Origin of the sequence: Rhizobium sp. BK098 (assembly GCF_014193155.1) — a bacterium.
In the GTDB taxonomy this organism is placed as follows: Bacteria; Pseudomonadota; Alphaproteobacteria; order Rhizobiales; family Rhizobiaceae; genus Rhizobium.
On the sequence record NZ_JACHYY010000002.1, the window covers coordinates 357,837 to 379,176 of the forward strand.

The 21,340-nt window shown below is 59.1% G+C and carries 18 protein-coding genes; 11 read left to right on the forward strand and 7 right to left on the reverse strand.

The annotated features are described in order from the left end of the window. Positions 1-16: 16 nt before the first annotated feature. On the forward strand, positions 17-2,077 hold the full coding sequence (locus tag FHT73_RS06605; protein WP_183710470.1) for a prolyl oligopeptidase family serine peptidase: 2,061 nt from the start codon (positions 17-19) through the stop codon (positions 2,075-2,077). A 145-nt stretch (positions 2,078-2,222) separates the two neighbouring features. Beyond that, on the forward strand, positions 2,223-3,332 hold the full coding sequence (locus FHT73_RS06610; RefSeq protein ID WP_183710472.1) for a TRAP transporter substrate-binding protein: 1,110 nt from the start codon (positions 2,223-2,225) through the stop codon (positions 3,330-3,332). A gap of 96 nt (positions 3,333-3,428) precedes the next feature. On the opposite strand, the gene FHT73_RS06615 is transcribed toward FHT73_RS06610, so the two are convergent. Continuing rightward, complete coding sequence (locus FHT73_RS06615) at positions 3,429-5,198, reverse strand: TRAP transporter large permease subunit (protein WP_183710474.1); 1,770 nt, start codon at positions 5,196-5,198, stop codon at positions 3,429-3,431. Then, on the reverse strand, positions 5,198-5,773 hold the full coding sequence (locus tag FHT73_RS06620) for a TRAP transporter small permease subunit (protein WP_183710476.1): 576 nt from the start codon (positions 5,771-5,773) through the stop codon (positions 5,198-5,200). The genes FHT73_RS06615 and FHT73_RS06620 overlap by 1 nt, the downstream gene beginning before the upstream one ends. Positions 5,774-6,000: 227 nt before the next feature. Here FHT73_RS06620 and FHT73_RS06625 point away from each other — a divergent pair, with 227 nt between their 5' ends. Both FHT73_RS06625 and FHT73_RS06630 read left to right on the forward strand, forming a co-directional pair. Further along, entirely contained in the window at positions 6,001-6,924 is a 924-nt protein-coding gene (locus FHT73_RS06625) for a Gfo/Idh/MocA family oxidoreductase (protein ID WP_183710478.1), read from the forward strand. A 75-nt stretch (positions 6,925-6,999) separates the two neighbouring features. Further along, a complete protein-coding gene (locus FHT73_RS06630; protein ID WP_015339373.1) occupies positions 7,000-7,545 on the forward strand; it encodes a GrpB family protein in 546 nt (181 codons plus the stop codon). A gap of 28 nt (positions 7,546-7,573) precedes the next feature. Here FHT73_RS06630 and FHT73_RS06635 read toward each other — a convergent pair whose 3' ends face one another. Then, the gene (locus tag FHT73_RS06635) at positions 7,574-8,023 is read right to left on the reverse strand and encodes a DNA polymerase III subunit chi (RefSeq protein ID WP_112414627.1); all 450 of its coding nucleotides are present in this window, start codon (positions 8,021-8,023) and stop codon (positions 7,574-7,576) included. Positions 8,024-8,055: 32 nt separating this feature from the next. Beyond that, positions 8,056-9,552: a leucyl aminopeptidase gene (locus FHT73_RS06640; RefSeq protein ID WP_183710480.1), complete on the reverse strand. Its 1,497-nt coding sequence runs from the start codon at positions 9,550-9,552 to the stop codon at positions 8,056-8,058. 320 nt (positions 9,553-9,872) lie between these two features. On the opposite strand from FHT73_RS06640, the gene FHT73_RS06645 reads away from it, so the two are divergent. The 7 genes from FHT73_RS06645 (at position 9,873) to rsmA (ending at position 18,321) form a co-directional block, all read left to right on the forward strand. Then, positions 9,873-10,538 (forward strand): phosphatase PAP2 family protein, encoded by a 666-nt coding sequence (locus FHT73_RS06645; protein WP_348648124.1) that lies wholly within the window; start codon positions 9,873-9,875, stop codon positions 10,536-10,538. 102 nt (positions 10,539-10,640) lie between these two features. Further along, a complete protein-coding gene (locus FHT73_RS06650) occupies positions 10,641-11,819 on the forward strand; it encodes an LptF/LptG family permease (protein WP_112410671.1) in 1,179 nt (392 codons plus the stop codon). Then, positions 11,816-12,901, forward strand: coding sequence for an LPS export ABC transporter permease LptG (gene lptG / locus FHT73_RS06655; RefSeq protein ID WP_112607303.1), 1,086 nt, complete (start codon positions 11,816-11,818; stop codon positions 12,899-12,901). Before FHT73_RS06650 ends, lptG begins: the two co-directional genes overlap by 4 nt. Further along, positions 12,902-15,307: an LPS-assembly protein LptD gene (locus tag FHT73_RS06660; RefSeq protein WP_112607305.1), complete on the forward strand. Its 2,406-nt coding sequence runs from the start codon at positions 12,902-12,904 to the stop codon at positions 15,305-15,307. It begins immediately after the preceding gene. A gap of 266 nt (positions 15,308-15,573) precedes the next feature. Further along, positions 15,574-16,461 carry a peptidylprolyl isomerase gene (locus FHT73_RS06665; RefSeq protein WP_246712074.1) on the forward strand — a complete coding sequence of 296 codons (888 nt, stop codon included), beginning with the start codon at positions 15,574-15,576 and terminating at the stop codon, positions 16,459-16,461. Positions 16,462-16,468: 7 nt separating this feature from the next. Then, positions 16,469-17,494, forward strand: coding sequence for a 4-hydroxythreonine-4-phosphate dehydrogenase PdxA (pdxA, locus tag FHT73_RS06670; protein WP_183710484.1), 1,026 nt, complete (start codon positions 16,469-16,471; stop codon positions 17,492-17,494). After that, positions 17,494-18,321 carry a 16S rRNA (adenine(1518)-N(6)/adenine(1519)-N(6))-dimethyltransferase RsmA gene (gene rsmA / locus FHT73_RS06675; RefSeq protein WP_183710486.1) on the forward strand — a complete coding sequence of 276 codons (828 nt, stop codon included), beginning with the start codon at positions 17,494-17,496 and terminating at the stop codon, positions 18,319-18,321. The genes pdxA and rsmA overlap by 1 nt, the downstream gene beginning before the upstream one ends. 6 nt (positions 18,322-18,327) lie before the next feature. On the opposite strand, the gene gmk is transcribed toward rsmA, so the two are convergent. From gmk to mltG, 3 genes are all read right to left on the reverse strand, one after another. Beyond that, positions 18,328-18,990, reverse strand: coding sequence for a guanylate kinase (gene gmk / locus FHT73_RS06680; RefSeq protein ID WP_015339363.1), 663 nt, complete (start codon positions 18,988-18,990; stop codon positions 18,328-18,330). A gap of 3 nt (positions 18,991-18,993) precedes the next feature. Continuing rightward, entirely contained in the window at positions 18,994-19,881 is an 888-nt protein-coding gene (locus FHT73_RS06685) for a YicC/YloC family endoribonuclease (protein WP_112607311.1), read from the reverse strand. 108 nt (positions 19,882-19,989) lie between these two features. Continuing rightward, positions 19,990-21,204 (reverse strand): endolytic transglycosylase MltG, encoded by a 1,215-nt coding sequence (mltG, locus tag FHT73_RS06690; protein WP_112410674.1) that lies wholly within the window; start codon positions 21,202-21,204, stop codon positions 19,990-19,992. Positions 21,205-21,340: the final 136 nt, after the last annotated feature.

The window sequence follows — 21,340 nt, forward strand, 5'->3', positions numbered from 1 at the left end:
AGAATCCGGAGCCGCCATGCACCTCCACCTCGAACGCGACGACGATCCGCAAACCTTGCAATTCGTCGCCAAAATGGATGCGGACTCCGAGCGGCTGCTGAAGACGCCGGAATTCGAGGCGGATCGCATCGCGATCAAGGACATGATCGAACGCGAGGACCGGCTGATCACCACCACTCGGCGCGGCAACTGGCTGTTCGATTTTCATCGCAGCGCCGATCATCCGCTCGGTCGCTGGTATCGGCTGCCGGCCGATCGCACACCCCTGCCCGATGCGCCGTGGGAACCGATCTTCGATCTCGATGCTTTCTGTGCACAGGAAGACAGGAAATGGCTCTGGCGCGGCGCCATCACCTGCCCGTGGGAGCCGACGCGGGTGCTGCTTTGTCTTTCCGATGGCGGCTCCGATCACATTCGCATGCTCGAATTCGATTGCGAGACGAAGAGCATCGTCGCAGGCGGCTTCGACACGCCGGCCGTGCGCAGTCACGCGACCTGGCTCAGCCGTGACGAAATCGCCTATTTCGGCTCGATCGACCGCGAATCCTCGACGCGTTCCGGCTGGCCGCGCGTCGGCCGCCGCCTGAAACGTGGACAGTCGCCGGCGGATGCGCCCGTGCTCTATGCCGCCGATGACAGCGACATCTATGGCTCCTGTTCGATCTTCGATCCGCAGCTCGCCGGTCTTGCGACGGGAGAGGCGGGCAAGCCGATCCGGATCTTCAGCGCAGGTCACGAAATCGGCAGCGCCAGCCATTTCATCGAGGATGGGGACGGTTCGCTGCGACGGATCGACCTGCCGAAGGATGCCGAGTTCGGGTTCAACCACTCCCATCTGATCTGGCTTGCCAAGACCGATGAGCGGCTTCCATCCGGTAGCCTAGCCCTGCAGCCCCTGCCGCGGGAGCCCGGCAAGAGCGATGCTGATGAAAGACGCATCCTGTTTTCGCCCAATGAGCGGCAATCGGTTTCGCAATTCCTGCTGCTGCGCGAATGGTGCGTCTTCATCGTCTCGGACCATATGCAACCGCATCTCTTCGTTCTCGATCTAACCAGGACCGATGCCGAAATCCGCGAAATCGCGCTGCCGGCGGATGTTCAGACGGTGTCGGTCGCACCGCTTTATTCCGATCTGCATCTCGGCGACGATACACTGCAGGTCTATGGCGCGGGCTTTCTGCAGCCGCCCTCCTCCTACCGGCTGAATCTTGGCGATCGCCAGACTCCGCTTGAACTCAAGCACATTGCCAGCTCCCCAACCTATTTCGACAGCGAAGGCATGAGTTCCGTCCTGCTGGAAGCCACTTCCGAAGACGGCACGAAAGTTCCCTATCATATCGTCCTGCCGAGAAGCTGGACCAAGGGTGAACTGCCGGTGCTGATGTATGGCTATGGCGGCTTCGACGTCTCGCTTGGCCCCTATTATTCCGGCGTCATTGGCCGCTGGCTGGAGCAAGGCAACGCCTATGTCATGGCCTATATTCGCGGCGGCGGCGAATTCGGACCGAACTGGCACCGTGCCGCCAAAGGGCACGGACGCCACAAGGCATTCGCGGACTTTGCCGCCGTCGCCCGCGATCTCGTCGCTCGCGGCTATACCAAGCCGTCGCGCATTGCCGGCAATGGCGGCAGCAATGGTGGGCTTTTGACCGGCGTCATGACGACACGCTACCCAAAGGATTTCGGTGCCATCTGGTGCCAGGTGCCTGTCCTAGATATGACCCGCTTCCATGTCTTCCCGGCCGGAAATGCCTGGATCGACGAATATGGCGATCCCGACAATCCGGCGGACCGCGATTACCTGCTGAGCTATTCCCCACTGCACAATGTCAAGCCTACCTCCGAGATCACTTATCCGTCGATCTACATCGAAAGCTCGAGCAATGACGACCGGGTTCACCCCTCTCATGCCCGGCGTTTTGCGGCTCAATTGGAAGCGCTCGGCCATCACCCGCTGTTCCACGAATTCGGCTCGGGCGGCCATGGCGGCGACGGCGCTTCGACGGAACGCGCGACACGTACCGCGCTGGGCTACAGCTTCCTGCGGGAAACGATCGTGAAAGGCAAAAACCTCTAGGCCGCCCCACTCCCGGGTTCGAGCAAAAATCAATGGTTGCACGAGCTTCCGATACGCTTGAAACGCGTCGAGGGGCGTGATTAGCTGCAGCCGTGATCACGAAGAGCGGGCCAGCCCGCCCGCTCGTATCCGGGGGGAGTAATAAATGGATCGTCGTTCATTTCTGCGCAAGGCCGGCGTCGCCGGTGCGGGTTCGGTGGCAGCTGCCGCAACGCTTGCTGCTCCGGCCATTGCCCAGAGCAATCCGAAGATCAACTGGCGCCTGACATCGTCGTTTCCGAAATCGCTCGATACGATCTATGGCGGCGGCGAAGTGCTGTCGAAATATGTGTCGGAGGCCACAGACGGTAATTTCAACATCCAGGTGTTTGCGGCCGGCGAAATCGTGCCTGGTCTGCAGGCGGCCGACGCGACCTCGGCCGGAACCGTCGAGGCCTGCCATTCGGTCGCCTATTATTATTGGGGCAAGGATCCGGTCTGGGCCTTGGGAGCCGCCGTTCCTTTCGCGCTCAACGCCCGCGGCATGAATGCCTGGCAATATCACGGCGGCGGCATCGATCTCTTCAACGAATTCCTGGCGACGCAGGGGCTGATCGGCTTCCCGGCCGGTAATACCGGCGTGCAGATGGGCGGCTGGTTCCGCAAGGAAATCAACACGCTTGCTGATCTCAAGGGCCTGAAGATGCGCATTGGCGGCTTTGCCGGCAAGGTGGTCGAACGCCTCGGTGTCGTGCCGCAGCAGATCGCCGGCGGCGACATCTATCCGGCTCTCGAGAAGGGCACGATCGATGCGGCCGAATGGGTCGGCCCCTATGACGACGAGAAACTCGGCTTCTACAAGGTCGCGCCCTACTACTATTATCCCGGCTGGTGGGAAGGCGGCCCGACCGTGCACGTCATGTTCAACAAGGCGGCTTATGAAGGCCTGCCGAAGGCCTATCAATCGCTGTTGCGCACGGCCGCGCAGGCGACGGACGCGAACATGCTGCAGAAATACGATTACCTGAACCCGGCTGCCATCAAGCGGGTCGTTGCCGAAGGGGCGAAGCTTAGACCCTTCAGCACCGAGATCATGAATGCCTGCTTCGACAAGGCCAACGAGGTCTATGCCGAGATGGAAGCCAACAACCCGACCTTCAAGAAGATCTGGGAATCGATCAAGAGCTTCCGCGGCCAGCATTATCTCTACACCCAGGTCGCCGAATACAGCTACGACGTCTACATGATGACGCTGCAGCGAGCCGGGAAGATTTGATCGAATAGCCGATCTCAAAAGAGGAAACCCCGGAGCGATGTTCCGGGGTTTTTCGTTGTGTTAGATCGACAAGCAGGCCGATGCGCGCCGTGTGCATCAATTAAAAGACGGAGGCTGGCTGAGATCGTTGGCTGGCGGCTTCGGCTGATCGCCGCTGCCCCGATCCGCCGGCTTGCCGTCAAGCGGATTGCCGCCTGGAAGCTGCAGGCCCGGCAGACCGAGGCCTCCGCCATTGTCCTGACCGGGTGCGCCGAAGCCGGGGACATCGATCTTGATCGTGTTGGGATCGACACCCGTTCCCGCTCCCTTGTAGTGCATGACCATCTGCGGGAACATGATCGTCAATGCCACCATCAGGATCTGGATGCCAACGAAGGGCACGGATCCCCAGTAGATCTGCCCTGTCGTGACGGGCGCGATCTGCTTGCCCGTCACCCTGTCGAGATAGGGCACACGGGCAGCGACCGAGCGGAGATAGAACAGCGCAAAACCGAAGGGTGGGTGCATGAAGCTCGTCTGCATGTTGACGCCGAGCAGAACACCGAACCAGATGAGATCAATGCCGAGCTTATCGGCGGCAGGTGCCAGCAGCGGCACGATGATGAAGGCAAGCTCGAAGAAGTCGAGGAAGAAGGCCAGCACAAAGACGAGGATGTTGACGGCGATCAGGAAGCCGACCTCGCCGCCGGGCAGCGAAACCAGCAGATGCTCGACCCAGAGATGGCCGTTGACACCAACGAAGGTCAGCGAAAAGACGCGCGAGCCGATCAGGATGAACAGCACGAAGGCTGAAAGCCGGGTCGTGGAGGTCAGTGCCGAGCGGACGACCTCCATGCTCAGCCGACCTTTGGCAGCTGCCATTATGAGCGCACCGACCGCGCCCATGGCGCCGCCCTCCGTCGGTGTCGCGATGCCGAGGAAAATGGTGCCTAACACGAGGAAAATCAGCGCCAGCGGTGGAATGAGGACAATGATGACCTGCTGCGCCAGCCGGGACATCACGTTGAACTTCATCCCCTTGTCGAGCACCGCGATCGCATAGATGAAGGCGACGCCGACAGTTGCGCCGAGAATGTCGGCGTTTTCGCCATAGGCGGCGGTCAGGTAAACGTGCGCGGCATAGGCCACGCCGGCGCATATCAACAATGCGATCAGCAAGGATGTGACGCCAGAGCCGAGCGAGCGGGCCTCCTTCGGCAATGCCGGCATGGAGTCCGGCTTCACGATCGACATGATCAATACATAGAGCATGTAGAGACCAGTCAGCACGAGGCCGGGAATGAGGGCGCCGGCATACATGTCGCCGACCGAACGGCCGAGCTGGTCGGCAAGCACGATCAGGACGAGCGATGGCGGAATGATCTGCGCCAGCGTGCCGGAAGCGGCGATGACGCCGGAGGCGACCCGCCGATCATAGCCATAGCGCAGCATGATCGGCAGCGAGATCAGCCCCATGGCGATGACCGAAGCCGCGACGACGCCGGTGGTAGCAGCCAGCAGCGCTCCGACGAAAATCACCGCATAGGCAAGACCGCCGCGAATAGGGCCGAAGAGCTGGCCGATCGTATCGAGCAGGTCTTCGGCCATGCCGGATCGCTCCAGCACGATGCCCATGAAGGTAAAAAACGGGATCGCCAGCAGCGTGTCGTTCGACATCACCCCCCAGAAGCGATCGGGAAGAGCATTGAGGAACGGCCATGAGAGATGGATGGTGCCGCCCGAATAGGGTGCAATCTCGACGCCGATCCAGAAGAACAGCAGCCCGTTGGCGGCAAGCGCAAAGGCGACGGGATAACCCAGAAGCAAGAAAATGATCAGCGAGGCGAACATGATCGGCGCCATGTTCACGGCGATGAATTCGATCATCAGCGCGCCTCCCCGGCCGGGGTTTCGATATCGAGCGGCGCATGCGTCGGTACATAGGGCGTCGGATCATCCAAATCGCCGCGCATGACGGCGATCTTCTTGATGATTTCGGAAAGCCCCTGCAACGCCAGCAGAAAGAAGCCCGCCAGCAGCAATGCCTTGCCCGGCCAGATGATCAGGCCGCCGGCGCTGGAAGACACCTCTCCGGACATGAAAGAGATGCGGACATAAGGCACGAGATCGTAGACCATGAGCAGCACGAAAGGCATCAGGAACAGACAATGACCGAGCAGATCGATCCAGTGCTGCACCCGGCGCGGCAGCGAGCCATAGACGATGTCGATGCGGATATGCTCGTTCTGGCGCAGCGTATAGGCAGCAGCGAGCATGAAGGCGGCACCGAACAGATACCATTGCGCTTCCAGCCAGGCATTGGACGAGGTGTTGAAGACCTTACGGACGATCGCGTTTCCGGCGCTGACCAAGACGGCTACCAGAATAAGCCATGAGACTGATTTTCCAATGATCTCAGTCACATAGTCGACGATTCGGCTGAAGCCGAGCAATGTTTTCATGATTTCCCCCCGCAGCGATTCTTCCCGGATCTTTTGGCCGCGCAGTGGAAGAGTGCCGATTTCAAGCTGTGAATCAAGAGCCCGCACCCGTTTTCCAAGCATGATGACGCCTGGATATATTCATCCAAGATTGGGCCTAACGCCTGCATTTGCGATTTGCTGCCCTTGCCCACATGCGGCATTCTGATAAAGATCGCATCAATAATCATACTAATCGAGAGACACCCATGTCCCCCATCAACCTCGCTATCGTCGGTGTCGGCAAGATCGTCCGCGACCAGCATCTTCCGTCCATCGCGAACAATGCGGATTTCAAACTGATCGCCACGGCAAGCCGTCATGGCACTGTCGAAGGCATTCCCGCCTTCACGACCATCGAAGCCATGCTCGATGCCGTGCCTGACATCGATGCCGTTTCTCTCTGCATGCCGCCGCAATATCGTTATGAAGCCGCATACAAGGCGCTTTCGGCCGGCAAGCATGTTTTCATGGAAAAGCCGCCGGGTGCGACGCTGAGTGAAGTCGCCGACCTCGAAAACCTCGCGAAATCGAAGAGCGTGTCGCTCTTTGCTAGCTGGCACTCGCGCTATGCTCCGGCGGTGGAGGCTGCAAAGAGCTTCCTCGCCAGCACCAATATCCGTAGCGCTCACGTAATCTGGAAGGAAGATGTCCGCCACTGGCATCCGAACCAGGAATGGATCTGGCAGGCCGGCGGACTCGGCGTCTTCGATCCGGGCATCAATGCGCTGTCGATCGTCACACATATCCTGCCGCCGCTTTTCCTGACCGGCGCGACACTCGAATTCCCGGAAAATCGCGATTCGCCGATCGCGGCCGACCTGCATTTCAAGAGCGGGACCGGCCTTCCGGTCCACGCCGAATTCGACTGGCGCCAGACCGGCAAGCAGAGCTGGGATATCGTCGCCGAGACGGATGCAGGCCAGATGGTTCTCGCCGAAGGCGGCTCCAAGCTTTCCGTCAACGGCGAGCTGACATTCTCCGCGCCCGAAGCCGAATATCCCTCGCTCTATCGCCGTTTTGCGGAGATCGTCAAAGCCGGGACATCCGACGTCGATCTTTCGCCGCTGCGCCACGTCGCCGATGCCTTCATGCTGGGCAAGCGCAAATTTGTTGAAGCATTTTACGATTGATGAGGCTTTCCCGGTGAAGACAATGCCGCCCGCGGCGTGCTAGCGTGGCGCATCGTCTTCACTGGAGAGATGCCTATGGCATCGGAGCATGAACAATCTTTTGGCCTCGGCGTCGGCAACAAATCCGTCAAGCTCGCCGACCCGAACCAGAGCTGGCATGAAGCCTATTTGCTGGAGGAAGCTGCCATTCGCAAGGCTCTCGGAGACCTTGCCGTCGATGTCCAGCATTTCGGCAGCACCTCGATCCCAACGATAAAGGCCAAGCCGATCATCGATATTGCCGTCGGCGTGCGGCGTTTCGAGGATGGGCTTGCTTGTGTCGAGCCGATGGCGTCTATCGGCTACGTCTATGCCGGCAGCAATATCGTGCCGGACGACCATATTTTCGGGCGTGACATTCAAGGGGATACCCGCACGCACCTCGTGCATGTGGTCGAATATGGCGGCCCGACCTGGCGCAACTTCCTGATCTTTCGCGACCGATTGCGCAGGGAGCCGGATTTGGCGCATGCCTATGAGGCACTGAAGATCGAGCTTGCGGCAAAATATGCCAATGATCGCGCGTCCTATACGGCGGCGAAGAAGGATTTCATCCAGAAGATCCTGTCGGAAGGCGCGTAAAGCACCTTCCCGCCAATCGGAAGAAAGATCAGGCCTTCTTCTCCCAGCGGCCATCCTGCGTCTGCTGCCAATAGGTTAGGTTATGCCCCTCGCCTTTCAGGCGCTTCCATTGGGCGCGCGCGCTTTCCAACTGTTCCTGATCGTAGCCGTCGAACATCAGCACGACGCGCTGATAGGCTCCGACATCCGTTGCCTCGGCGCCGTCGATGAAGAAACGTACCGAGGCGTTATTTATATTGTCAGAGGAAATGGTCAGCAGCACCGGCTGCTTGTCTGCCATGTCGCCTTCATCCGTGCCATGCGGCAGAAAGCTGTCCTCGCGATAGGTCCATAGATGGCTATCCAGGAGATCGCGCCGGGTCGGCTCGCGCATCTGCACGGCGACCTGCCAGCCACGTTCGACACTCTTGTCGATCAGCGGCGGCAGGGCGTCTTCAAGCTTCGATTCCGTCAGATGATAGAAGAGAACGTCGGTCATGGCGCCCCTTCTATCTTACAAAATCCGGCTGGTCACGATTCGTAATTGGCACGGACCAGTTCATCGAGCAGGCGCACGCCGAAGCCGGAACCCCAGGACTGATTGATCTCGTCCTGAACCGAGCCCATCGCCGTGCCGGCAATATCGAGATGCGCCCAGGGCGTGTCGCCGACGAAGCGCTTCAGGAACTGGGCGGCTGTGGTCGAGCCGGCATGGCGTCCGCCGGTATTCTTCATATCGGCGAACTTGCTGTCGATCATCTTGTCGTAGTCCTTGCCAAGCGGCATGCGCCAGAGACGCTCGTCGGTCGCAAGACCCGCCGCCGTCAGTTCGCCCGCCAGCTTGTCGTCATTGCTGAAGAGGCCGGCCTGCAGATTGCCGAGCGCCACGAGGATCGCGCCGGTCAAGGTCGCCAGATCGATCATGAACTGCGGCTTGAAGCGGTCGTTCGTGTACCAGAGTGCATCGCAGAGAACGAGCCGGCCTTCGGCGTCGGTATTGATGATCTCGATCGTTTGGCCGGACATGGAGGTGACGATATCGCCCGGACGCTGCGCATTGCCGTCGGGCATGTTTTCCACAAGACCGATGACGCCGATGGCGTTGACCTTGGCTTCGCGTGCGGCAAGCGTATGCATGAGGCCGGTAACGGCCGCAGCCCCTCCCATGTCGCCCTTCATCTCCTCCATGCCAGCAGCCGGCTTGATGGAAATGCCGCCGGTGTCGAAGACGACGCCCTTGCCGATGAAGGCGATCGGCTTGTCCTTCGCCTTGCCGCCCTTCCATTGCATGATCACGAGCCGCGGCGGCCGGGCCGAACCCTGCGCGACCCCAAGCAGAGCCGCCATGCCGAGCCGGCGCATTTCACGTTCCGTCAGGATCTCGATCTCGACGCCAAGCTTTTCCAATTCCTTGGCCTTGGCCGCAAATTCCACGGGACCGAGGATATTCGGCGGCTCGTTCACGAGATCGCGCGCGAGAATCACGCCACCGGCCACGGCTTCGGAGGTCGCGTAGAGCTTCTTGGCGGCTGCCGCTTCCTGGGTGACGATCGTGACCTTCATCGCCTTGCGGGAAGCGTTCTTCTCGTCATCATCGCCCTTCTTGGTCTTGTAGGTATCGAAACTGTAGGCGCGCAGAAGCATGCCCAGGGCAAAATCGGCCGCTTCCTTAGCTCCGACTTCGATGTTGGATGCATCGAGGAAGATCGCGACCTTCTCCGTGTTGCGGATTTTTGCAGCTGCGGTGCCGCCGAGCTTCAGCCAGTCGTGCGCTGTCAGGTCCTTGGCCTTGCCGGCACCGATGACGATGATCCGATCGACAGGCGAGGCCTCGGGGGCGATAATATCCAGACTGCTCAACGCTTTGCTCTTGAAGCCGGATACCGGCGCCGCCTTGGCGAAAACGTTCGCGGGATCCGCGCTTTCGGCGCCAGCCGGCAGCTCACTGTCCGTGTCTTTCAGGAGAATGGCCAGACCGCCGCTGAGACGAGCCGACTTGGCGAAGGAAATCTCGAATTTCACAGACATTTCTGCTCCGATAAATATACGTCGTAGTGAGAGAATTTTGCGCAACCATCATTCAAGGTCTCCCTAAGGAATACAAGCTTTCGACGCGGTATTCTCTTCATAAGAGATGTCCGGCCTCTTCAAATCCCTGTCATTCAGCGGGATTAGGCTGGCGCGATGGTGTCTAACCGCCTCGGCGGTTCAATTCTCGCCGGGAAGCCGCCTTGATCATAGATTTCAACAGCATCAACCGCGAAGATCGTTTTCCGGAGGTTCTGCGACCGCGCACGGCAGGCGATGCCTTCATTGCCCTCTTCTGTCTCTGGTGGGCTTTGCTGGGTCTGTTTTCCCTTTTTCCACAGATCGATCTCAGCATCGCGAACATGTTCTTCCAACGGCAGCAATGCTTTGGAAGCACAAGGCCTGACCAGATCTGTGGCATTTTTCCTTTTAGCAGCGATCAGCACATGCGCCTGCTGAGGGAAATCTTCTTTCAACTGCCCTATGTCGTCGCCTTCATGCTGCTCTGGATGCTGCTCAGATGCTGGCGGGATCACGGCGCGACCTTCAATGCGCCCAGAGCCCGAAATCTCAAGGTCGCGCTCGGCTCCCTGCTCGTCGGTCCGGTGCTGATCGTCAATCTGTGGCTGAAAGCATTCTCGGGCCGCCCGCGGCCCCGGCAGACCGATCTCTTCGGCGGCACGCTCGATTTTGTGCATGCCGGGTCCTTCGCCGGCAAATGTGTCAGCAACTGTTCGTTCATCTCCGGTGAGGCCGCGGCGGCCGGCTGGCTCTTTTGTCTTATTCTCATCATCCCGCAGCCGTTCCGATCGGCCGCGGCTCTGCCGATCGCGGCGGTTTCACTGCTGATCCCTGCGCTGAGAGTGGCTTTTGGCGCTCATTATCTCTCCGATGCCGTCCTCGGCTGGCTTTCTTCGCCTGTCATATTCGCCGCTCTGCTGGCTTTATCCCAAACGACACACGACAAAAAAATCTCGGAAAATTAACGAATTTTTTTCGAGTTGGTTGTCGCCAAAAAAACGCAAACAGCGTAGAGGAGGGTGAATCTCTGTCGGCTTGCACGGCAGCTGTTGCGTTTAAGGGCCGGCATGAAGTTATTCGAGACATATATCGTACGGCGTGTCGGTATGATGTTCCTGGTGGCACTGCTGCCGGTGCTCGCTATTATCTGGACCACCCAGGTTCTGCAGCGCATCAACCTCGTGACCGATAGTGGTCAGTCCATGGGCTCCTTCGCAAAGCTCGCGACGCTCATTCTGCCGACGATTATCCCGATCGTTCTGCCTTTCGCATTGGTCATCGGCATCACGCAAACCTTGACCGCGATGAACAGCGATTCCGAGCTGACCGTCATGGAAGCTGCCGGCGCGAAGCGCAGCATCATCATCCGCCCGATCATGATTCTCGCCATTGCGATTAGCGTGTTCTCCTTTTTCGTCGACAATGTCGTCGAGCCGAGAGCCCGCGTCGCTGCCCGTCAGATGGTGGCCGAGGCCTATGCGGACCTTTTGTCCACAGTGATCGAAGAGAAGAACTTCCGGCGCATCGAGGACGGGCTCTATGTCCAGATTTCGCAGCGTCTGTCGGGACGCATCCTCAAGGGATTGTTTGTGGTCGATTCGCGCGATCCCGCCTTCGATCTCATCTATTATGCGAAGGAAGGGGCGGTCGACCCAAGCGGTACGTCGCTGCTCATGAAGGACGGTGAAGTTCACCGCAAAACACCCGACGGCACCGTCTCGGTCATCAAGTTCGATTCCTACTCTTTCGACCTCTCGGACATGACGCAAAGTCGCGGCCAGCCAAATGCGCGAGCCAGCGATCGCAGCCTCGGTTTCCTACTCAATCCGGACACGAACGATCCGGACTATAAGCAAAGGCCTGGCGATTATCGGGCCGAGTTGCATCGGCGGCTCAACGACTGGGCACTGCCGGCAATCTTCGCGTTGATATCTCTGGTGATTGCGGGCGATGCGCGGTCACATCGCGAGGCGCGGCTGCATCCGATGGTGTCGGCGCTGGGCATAGCGTTCGCGCTACGCTGGGCCGACTTCTACGCCGCCAACCAGATTGACCATTCGACCAAATTCATTGGCGTTCTCTACGGCATCAATATCATCGCAGCACTTATCGCGATTGTCCTCTTGCTGCGAAGCCGGAAGATGGCGATGCCCGTCTCGATCCGCAACCGCCTCAACAACTGGAGACAAAAAATCCAGGACCGCATGCCGACCGCACCGGGCAGCTCGAACGGGGGCGGTGCATGATTTTCGGCACGCTCTGGCGCTACTTCTTCACGCGTTACATCGTAACGACGTTCTGGTTCTTCCTTGGCGTCGTCTCGATCGTCTATCTCGTCGACTTCAGCGAGACCGCCGGGCGTCTTGCCGGACTGCCCGGATACACCGTGTCCGTCGGTTTGCTGATGACGGCGGTCAGGCTGCCGTTCATACTGCAGCAGACAGTACCGTTCATCGCGCTCTTCGTGGGCATGACGGTGCTGATCGCCCTCAACCGCCGCCGCGAACTGGTTATCGCGCGCGCGGCTGGCATCTCCGTATGGCAATTCATGACGCCCTTCGTGATGGGCGCTTTCTGCGTCGGTCTCATGACCATGCTCGCGCTTAATCCGATTGCGGCATGGGGTCAGCGACATGCTGAAACAATCGAAGCCGACCTGCGCGGAGACCCGTCCTATCGCAATACGCTTTCTGTTCCGTGGCTGCGCCAATCCAGCGGAAAAGACGACACGATCATCGGTGCCAAGGCCATTCTGAACAATGGAACGACGTTGACCGGTGTCGTGTTTATCCACTTTGATTCACAGGGGAATATCGTCCTGCGGCAGGATGCCGACTCGGCTAAGTTGCAAGATGGTTACTGGCTTCTTAACAATGTCGTCGAGCGGCGGCCTGGTGAAATTCCCGACCACAAGAGTTCGGTACAGGTTCGTACGAATCTGAAACAGGATTTCGTTTCGCAACGCTTGGCTCAACCGGAAACCATTGCTTTTTATGATCTTTCTAATCGAATAAGGGTCGCACGCTCCTTCGGCATATCGACCAACGCACTTGAGACACAGTTTTATTCGCTTCTGTCACAGCCATTCCTTCTGGTGGCAATGACGCTGATTGCGGCAACCGTGTCCCTAAAATTCAGTAGATTCAATCAATCGCGCTCTGTGATTCTGGGTGGAATCCTCTCCGGCTTCGTGCTTTATGTTGTCACCGTGCTTGTAAAGGCATTCGGGAGCAGCGGAGTGGTTCCTCCCTATGTGGCGACATGGATACCCGTGATCGTCGCATTGGCATTCGGAGCAACGATCCTGCTTCATCAGGAGGACGGCTAAGTGGCGGCAGGCAACCGCAAGAGTATCAGAAAGTTTGTGGCTGCCCTGGTTACGGGCACGGCCGCATGTGCATATATTTTGAGCCCGGTCGTCGCTTACGCCCAGGTCAACAATAATAATGCCAGCAATAACAATGGCGGTGCCGGCACTGCGACCTCCCCTATCAAGGTGAAGGTGCCGGACGGTGCAAAGCTAGTCCTTTCGTCCAACGAACTGGTCTATAACAAGGATACGCAGATAGTCACCGCAAGCGGTGCGGTCCAGATCAACTATGGCGGCTACAGGATGGTCGCTCAGCGGGTCGAATATAATCAGAAATCCGGACGAATGACGGCGCTCGGCAATGTCGAGCTGATCACGCCGGACGGCAATCGCATGTACGGTGACAAAATGGACGTCACCGACAGCTTCTCCGACGGGTTCGTGAACGCCCTTCGTATTGAAATGCCTGACAACACCCGAATGGTCGCCGAAAAGGGCGAGCGTGTCGGCGGCAATCAGCTGATTCTTACAAAGGGCGTTTACACCGCCTGCATGGCCTGCTCCGAACAGGGACGTGCGCCGCTGTGGCAGGTCAAAGCACAACGCGTCGTCCAGAATGGCGTGACCCATACCATTCGTCTCGAGCACGCTCGCTTCGAATTGTTCGGCCTGCCGATCGCCTATGTTCCGTGGGTCACGGTTCCCGACAATACGGTCAAGCGCAAGTCCGGCTTTCTATTTCCGTCGGTCAGCGTTTCGCAGCGTCTCGGCGTTGGCGTAAAGGTTCCTTACTATTACGTCATCTCGCCGAGCATGGATGCGACGGTCACTGCCACGGGCTTCAGCAACCAGGGGCTGTTGCTCGAGGGTGAATTCCGCCAGCGTTTCGAGAATGGCACGCATACCCTGCGCGTTGCCGGCATCAGCCAGATGAATCCGGACGCCTTCACGGCCGGGACGACCGATGCCGAGAACAAAACTCGCGGCATGATCAATTCCAAGGCCGACTTCAGGATCAATCCTCGCTGGACTTTCGGCTGGGACGTCATGGTGCAAAGCGATAACAATTTCTCGCGCACCTATGGACTGGACGGGCTCACCCAGAGCACCCATACGAACCAGGCCTATCTGACAGGTATCGGAAAGCGCAATTTCTTCGATATGCGCGCTTTCTACTATAACGTGCAGGATACGGACAATAATGCCACGGCACAAAAGCAGCAGGCATATGTCTATCCGAGCATCGACTATCACTACGTAGACCCGAAGTCGGTTTACGGGGGCGAGCTGTCGGCAACGATGAACTTCACGCACCTGTCGCGCGAGAAGACATCCGCACTCGACAACGTAGTCAATCTTGGCGATGCCAACTTGAACGACCGTTTCCTCGGCCTCTCCGGCGACTATACGCGCCTGAGCACCGAGGTGCAGTGGCAGCGTACCTTTACGACCGATGAAGGCCTTGTGCTGACGCCATTGGCGGCGGCGCGCGGTGACGTCTATGGTCTGGATATGAACTCGCCCAACTCTTTCGGCACATCGTTCAACTATCCCGGCAATTACGACACCAGCGACTATGCCACCCGTGGCATGGTCACGGCGGGCCTCGAAGCCAAGTATCCGTTCCTCATCACGACAAGCAACAGCACACACGTGTTCGAGCCGATCGCGCAGATCTATGTGCGGCCGGACGAGCAGCTTGCTGGTCGGTTGCCGAACGAAGATGCACAGAGCTTCGTTTTCGACGCCACCAATCTCTTCGATCGTGACAAGTTCTCGGGCTTCGATCGCATCGAGGGTGGTACACGCGCGAATGTCGGATGGCGTTATACGGCCAGCTTCGACAGCGGTTACAAGCTTCAGCATATCTTCGGACAGTCCTATCAGCTCGCGGGCCGCAATTCGTTTGCGACCGACGATCTGGCTGGCGTCGGTTCGGATTCGGGGCTTGAAACGACCCGTTCCGACTACGTCACCATGTTCGGCCTGACGACACCGCAAGGTATTTCGCTCGCGACATCCTATCGCTTCGACCAGAAGGATTTCGCTTTCAAGCGCGGCGATACATCTGTCGGCTTCTCGAACGATGTGTTCCAGACATCCTTGATCTACACGCATATTGCGGCCCAGCCGCAATATGGTTTCACCAGCAATCAGGATGAAATCCAGTCGCGCGCGCAGATCAAGTTCAAGGAATACTGGTCCGTCTTCGGCACAGTCAGCTATGATCTCAACAGCAATGAGATCACCCGCCAGGGCGCGGGTCTTTCCTACGAGGACGAATGCACGATCTTTACCGTGTCCTTCCTCGACAAGAAGGATTCGACGGCCAGCTCGGCAAGCAATTGGTCGATCGGCGCTCGCCTGACCTTCCGTACGCTTGGCGATGTCAACCTTGGCAGCGTCCAGGACGCGACATTCTGATATGAATCGAAACTGCAAAAGAGCCGGCTTCACCGCCGGCTCTTTTGCATGGATGTGGCTTGCTGTTTCCGACGTCATTGTTTCGCCGCAAGGATTTTGCAATTCATCGCGCTTGATGTAGACATGTGGCGCAAAGTTGCCGTATTGCGCGACAGGCGCACCAAAACGGCGCAATGCTGGCAGGAAATACCTTTGGGAAGGGGTAATTGATGTTTTCTGGAAATGCACCGATGCGCGCTCTGGTGTTTGGAGCGGCGGCCTTGGTTATGGCGAGCTTCGCCGTGCCGAGCAGCGATGTTGCTTTCGCAGCAAGCGAAGTGAAAGTTCTCGTCAATAGCCAGGTGATCACATCCGGTGACATCGCCAAACGCGTCGCCTTTCTCAAATTGCAGCGTCAGAAGGGCGATCTGAACAAGCTCGCCAAGGAGCAGCTCGTCGACGAAACGTTGAAGCGCGCGGAGATTTCCCGCCTGCGCATGTCTGTTTCAACGACGGACGTCGATGCCGCTTTCGGCCGCTTCGCCTCCAGCAACAAGATGACACCGGCGCAGCTCAGCCAGATTCTGGAAAAGGCCGGCGTCGGCGTTGATCATTTCAAGTCCTATATTGCCGTTTCCATGAGCTGGCCCCGGGTTGTCAATGCACGTTTCGGCGCACGAAGCCGGATGTCGAACGACGATCTCGTGACGCGCATGACGGAAAACAAGACAAAGCCCGTTACGACCGAGTATTTCCTGAAGCAGATCATTTTCGTCGTACCGGCAGCAAAGCGCAACGCGATCCTGAATGCGCGCAAGGCAGAAGCCGAGGCGTCACGGTCGAAGTTCCCTGGCTGCGATCAGGCGAAGGTCTTTGCCGCTACGATGCGCGATGTCTCCGTCCAGGATCTCGGCCGTGTGCTCGCACCGGAAGTCCCGGAAATGTGGAAGCCGATGCTGGAGAAGGCTTCCGGCAATACAACCGCTCCCATCGTGACCGATCGTGGCGTCGAATATGTGGCCATTTGTTCGCAACGCCAGGTGAACGATGACGTCGCCGCTGCCGCCGTGTTCCGCGCCGAGGATATCGGCAAAGATAAGGCCGCAGGCGTCAGCGCCAACGATAAGAAGTACATGGATGAACTGCGCTCCAAGGCGCAGATCGTCTATCGCTGATTTGACGATGCCGCCGCGCTCCTCCCTCCCCCTTGCGCTCACGCAGGGGGATCCGGCTGGCATAGGCCCCGACATTACGCTCGCCGCCTGGCTGCGCCGTGGCGAGTTGAATTTGCCGCCCTTTCTGTTCCTCGGCGATGCTGCCGTGCTTGCGGCGCGTGCCTCGCAGCTCGGCTTGACCGTACCCCTGAAGGTGGCCGACCCGGCGACTGCCTGCGATATCTTTCGGGGTGCGCTGCCGGTCCTCCCGATCGAGGCCGGAATGGATGTTATCGCCGGCGAACCGCATGTCGCCACCGCCAAGGGTACGATCGCCGCCATAGAGATGGCTGTTTCTCTCAGTATGAGCGGCCAGACATCCGCAGTCGTTACCAATCCGATTGCCAAATCGGTGCTCTATGATGCCGGTTTCGGCTTTCCCGGCCATACGGAATTCCTGGCGGATCTTGCAACGCGCGCCACTGGAAAGCCGGTCATGCCGGTCATGATGCTTGCCGGGCCGAAGCTTCGCGCGATCCCAGTCACCATCCATATTCCGTTGAAGGAAGTGCCGGGAGCGCTGACCTCCGACCTGATCGCCGAGACATGCCGGATTACCGCTCACGACCTCCGCGTCCGTTTCGGCATCTCCAAGCCGCGCCTTGCCGTGGCAGGCCTCAATCCGCATGCTGGAGAGAATGGCGCGCTCGGCAAGGAAGACGACGAAATCGTGCGGCCTGCAATCGACAAGCTCCGCTCCGAGGGCATCGATGCATTCGGCCCCCTGCCCGCCGACACCATGTTCCATGACGATGCCCGTCGACGTTACGATGTCGCGATCTGCATGTATCACGATCAGGCCTTAATCCCAGCCAAGGCGCTCGGCTTTGACGATTCCGTCAATGTCACGCTCGGCTTACCCTTTGTCCGCACGTCTCCGGATCATGGCACGGCCTTCGGCATCGCCGGCAAGGGCATTGCCAAGGAAGACAGCCTGGTTGCCGCCCTGAAGCTGGCGAGCGAGATCAGCAGCAAGACCGGAAACAATCCCTGATGGCCGCTCTCGATGGCTTGCCACCCCTTCGCGATGTAATCCAGCGCCATGGCCTCGATGCGCGCAAGGCGCTTGGGCAGAACTTCCTTCTCGATCTCAATTTGACTCAGAAGGTCGCGCGCACAGCGGGATCACTCGAGGGTGTTACCGTTTTCGAGGTCGGGCCCGGACCGGGCGGTCTTACGCGCGCCATCCTCGCGCTCGGGGCGGCCAAGGTCATCGCCGTCGAACGCGATGCGCGCTGCCTGCCGGCGCTGGCCGAAATCGCCGATCACTATCCGGGCCGGCTCGAGGTGATCGAAGGCGACGCGCTGAAGACGGATTTCGCCGCCCTTGCCCCGCAAGGGCCAGTCAAAATCATCGCCAATCTGCCGTATAATGTCGGAACGCAGCTTTTGGTGAACTGGCTGCTGCCGGCGCAATGGCCGCCTTTCTGGCAATCCCTGACGCTGATGTTCCAGAAGGAGGTCGGTCAGCGGATCGTGGCGCAGGAGGATGATGACCATTACGGCCGGCTTGGCGTGCTCTGCGGCTGGCGGACATTGGCTCATATGGCGTTCGACATATCTCCGCAGGCCTTCACGCCCCCGCCGAAGGTGACCTCGACGGTTGTGCATCTGACACCAAGGGAAAACCCCATTCCTTGCTCAGTCGACAAGCTGGAGAAGGTGACACAGGCCGCGTTCGGCCAGCGCCGCAAGATGCTGCGCCAGAGCCTGAAGCCAATTGGTGGCGAAGCCCTGCTTCTAAAGGCCGATATCGACCCACAGCGCCGCGCAGAAACGCTTTCGGTAGAAGAATTCTGCCGGCTGGCAAACTGTCTGTAACCGGCTTTACAGCTTCGGCGTCTCTTCCAGCAGATCGCGAACGAAATCGAACATGCCATGCCGGCGGTCGCGGCGCAGGCGCTCGGCCTTGACGATCGACTGAACGGCGTCGAAAGCAACGTTCAGATCGTCATTGACGATGACATAGTCGTATTCGCGCCAGTGAGCGATCTCGGCCCGGGAATTGGCGAGACGCATGGCGATGACCTCTTCGGAATCCTCAGCACGGCGATGCAGGCGCGACTGCAGCTCCGTCATGGTCGGTGGCAGCACGAAGATGGAGACGACATCGGCCGGCATCTTCTCCTGCAACTGTTGCGCACCCTGCCAGTCGATATCGAAAAGCATGTCGCGGCCCTCTGCCATGGCAGTCTCCACGGGCTCGCGCGGTGTGCCATAGAAATTGCCATGCACCTCGGCCCATTCCAGCAGGGAGTCTGAATCGCGAAGGCGCTCGAACTCGCGCTGTGAGACGAAATGGTAGTGCACGCCCTCGATTTCGCTCGGCCTGCGCTGCCGCGTCGTGACGCTGACGGAGAGGCTCACCTGCTTGTCCTTATCGAGCAGTGTGCGCGCGATCGTCGACTTGCCGGCACCTGACGGCGAGGAGATGGCTAGCATCAGCCCTCGGCGGGCGATTGGAATGGATGTGGATGTCGCCGGCTTCATGGCCTACTCCAAATTCTGGACCTGTTCGCGGAACTGGTCGATAACCACCTTCAGTTCGATGCCGGCGGCAGTAACCGCCGCTGCATTCGACTTCGAACAGATGGTATTCGATTCCCGGTTAAATTCCTGTGCAAGAAAATCGAGCTTTCGTCCGACAGGGCCGCCCTTGGAGATGAGATCGCGCGCCGCCGCCACATGCGCTTTGAGACGATCGATTTCCTCGCGCAGATCGGCCTTGGTGGCGAGAAGGGCCGCTTCCGCATGCAGTCTGTCGCGGTCGAGGCCGGACGAGCCATCGAGAAGCATCGACACCTGCGTGGCTAGCCTTGCAGCAATTTGCTGCGGCGAACGAGTGGGATCACGCTCGACCGTCGTCGTCAATGCCTCGATCGTTGCCACATGGCCGAGCAGCACCTTGCCGAGTGCATCTCCTTCTTGCCGGCGCATGTCGCTGAGATCACCGAGCGCGGCCTCAAGGCCGATCATGATATCGACATCTCGGGCAGCGACCGCATCTTCATTTTCTTCGGCTTCCTTGAATTCCACCAAGCCGCGCACGGCCATCAGGCTTTCCAGTCGCAACGGCGCGGGATCGACGATGCCGGCCAGCTGATCGCGCAGCGCCAGGACCGCCGCCAGCGCATCCTGATTCACGACGACCTCGACGCGGCTCTCTTCGATGGAAAGGGAAAGGTTGACCTGCAGGTTGCCGCGCGTGAGCCGATCCGCAATCGACTTGCGGACATCAGCCTCAAGGCGCTCCAGGCCTGGCGGCAGACGCAGACGGACATCCAATCCCTTGCCGTTCACGGAGCGCAGCTCCCATGCCCAACGGCCACGACCGCTCGTTCCCTCACGCCGGGCAAAACCGGTCATGGACTGCAATGCCATGCAAGCCTCCGATAATTCTATCCCCATCCAACGAAAGTCTTCGCATTATGGGTCAATGTAAAGTGAATCCGCGCCGCGCTTCCTATGCAAGCCGCGGCGCAGTGAGGATCAGTTGGTTTTCTTCTTCTGCTGTGCGCCTGAGCCGGGAGCGACGGCAGCATCGTCGGGCTGACCGTCCACGGCAATGGCGCTGGGATCTTCACCCTTCTCGGCAACCAGCTTGCGCCAACGCCTGACATTGGCGTTGTGCTCGTCCAGCGTTGCGGCGAAGACGTGTCCGCCCGTGCCGTCAGCGACGAAATAAAGGTCCTGCGTCTTCCACGGATTGGCAACAGCCTCCAGAGCGTCCCTCCCAGGATTTGCGATCGGTGTCGGCGGCAAACCCTTGATGAGGTAAGTATTGTAAGGCGTGTCCTTCTTCAGGTCGGACTGATAGATCGGACGGTCGGCCGGCTTCCCTTCGCCGCCGAAGAGGCCGTAAATGACGGTAGGGTCAGATTGCAGACGCATACCCTTGCCGAGGCGGTTCAGGAAGACGGATGCGACGTGCGCACGCTCATCGGCAAGACCGGTTTCCTTTTCCACAATGGAGGCCAGCGTGACGAAATCCTGCTTATTCGCCAACTGCACGCTTGAGTCGCGCTTTTCCCAGATCTGCTCGACCAGCTTCGTCTGCGCGGCCTCCATCTGCTGAATGATTTCCGTGCGTTTGGTGCCGCGCGTGAACTTATAGGTGTCAGGCCTCAGGCTGCCCTCCGGCGGCAGCGCCGACGGCAGATCGCCTTCCAGCACGGTATCGGCCTGCAGCTTATTGAACATCTGCCGAATCGTCAGGCCCTCAGGCAGGGTAACGGAATAGAGGATCGACTTGCCGGACTTCAGCAGTTCCATGATATCCTTCATGGAAGCACCAGCCTTGATCTCATATTCGCCGGCCCGAAGAGTTTCGCCGTCATGGAGATAGGTGGCCGTCAGCCAGCGGAAAATGCGCTGATCGCTGATGATGTTGTTGGATTCAAGGCGATTGGCGATCTCGCCGAGACCGGCACCATTCCGAACGATGAAATTCGTATTGGTCGTCAGCGGACCGGGGCCCTGATAGATCGAAAACGCGTAATAGGCGCCGCCGATCGCAACGACGGCAACAAAAACTGCCAGCGTCATCAGGAAGTTCAGAAAGATGACCATCTGGCTGCGGGCTTTGCGCGAACGCTTCGGCGGGTCCGGAACACGCTCCGGACGCAAGGCTTCATTGGCCGACTTCGGGATGATCGGCCCTTTCTGCCCGTTCGGAGTTCCATTGCTCTGGTTCGTATCGCTCACCGGCAATCCCTTCCCTTTTGTGATTGCCTGCTCTTTGGCCAAGCAATGCGGCAAAAAACAGGTTCAGAAGATAAGGCGGAACCGAGGCTCCGACTTCGACCGATCAGGCGTTCCCGCACCGCATTCCCGAAAAAGA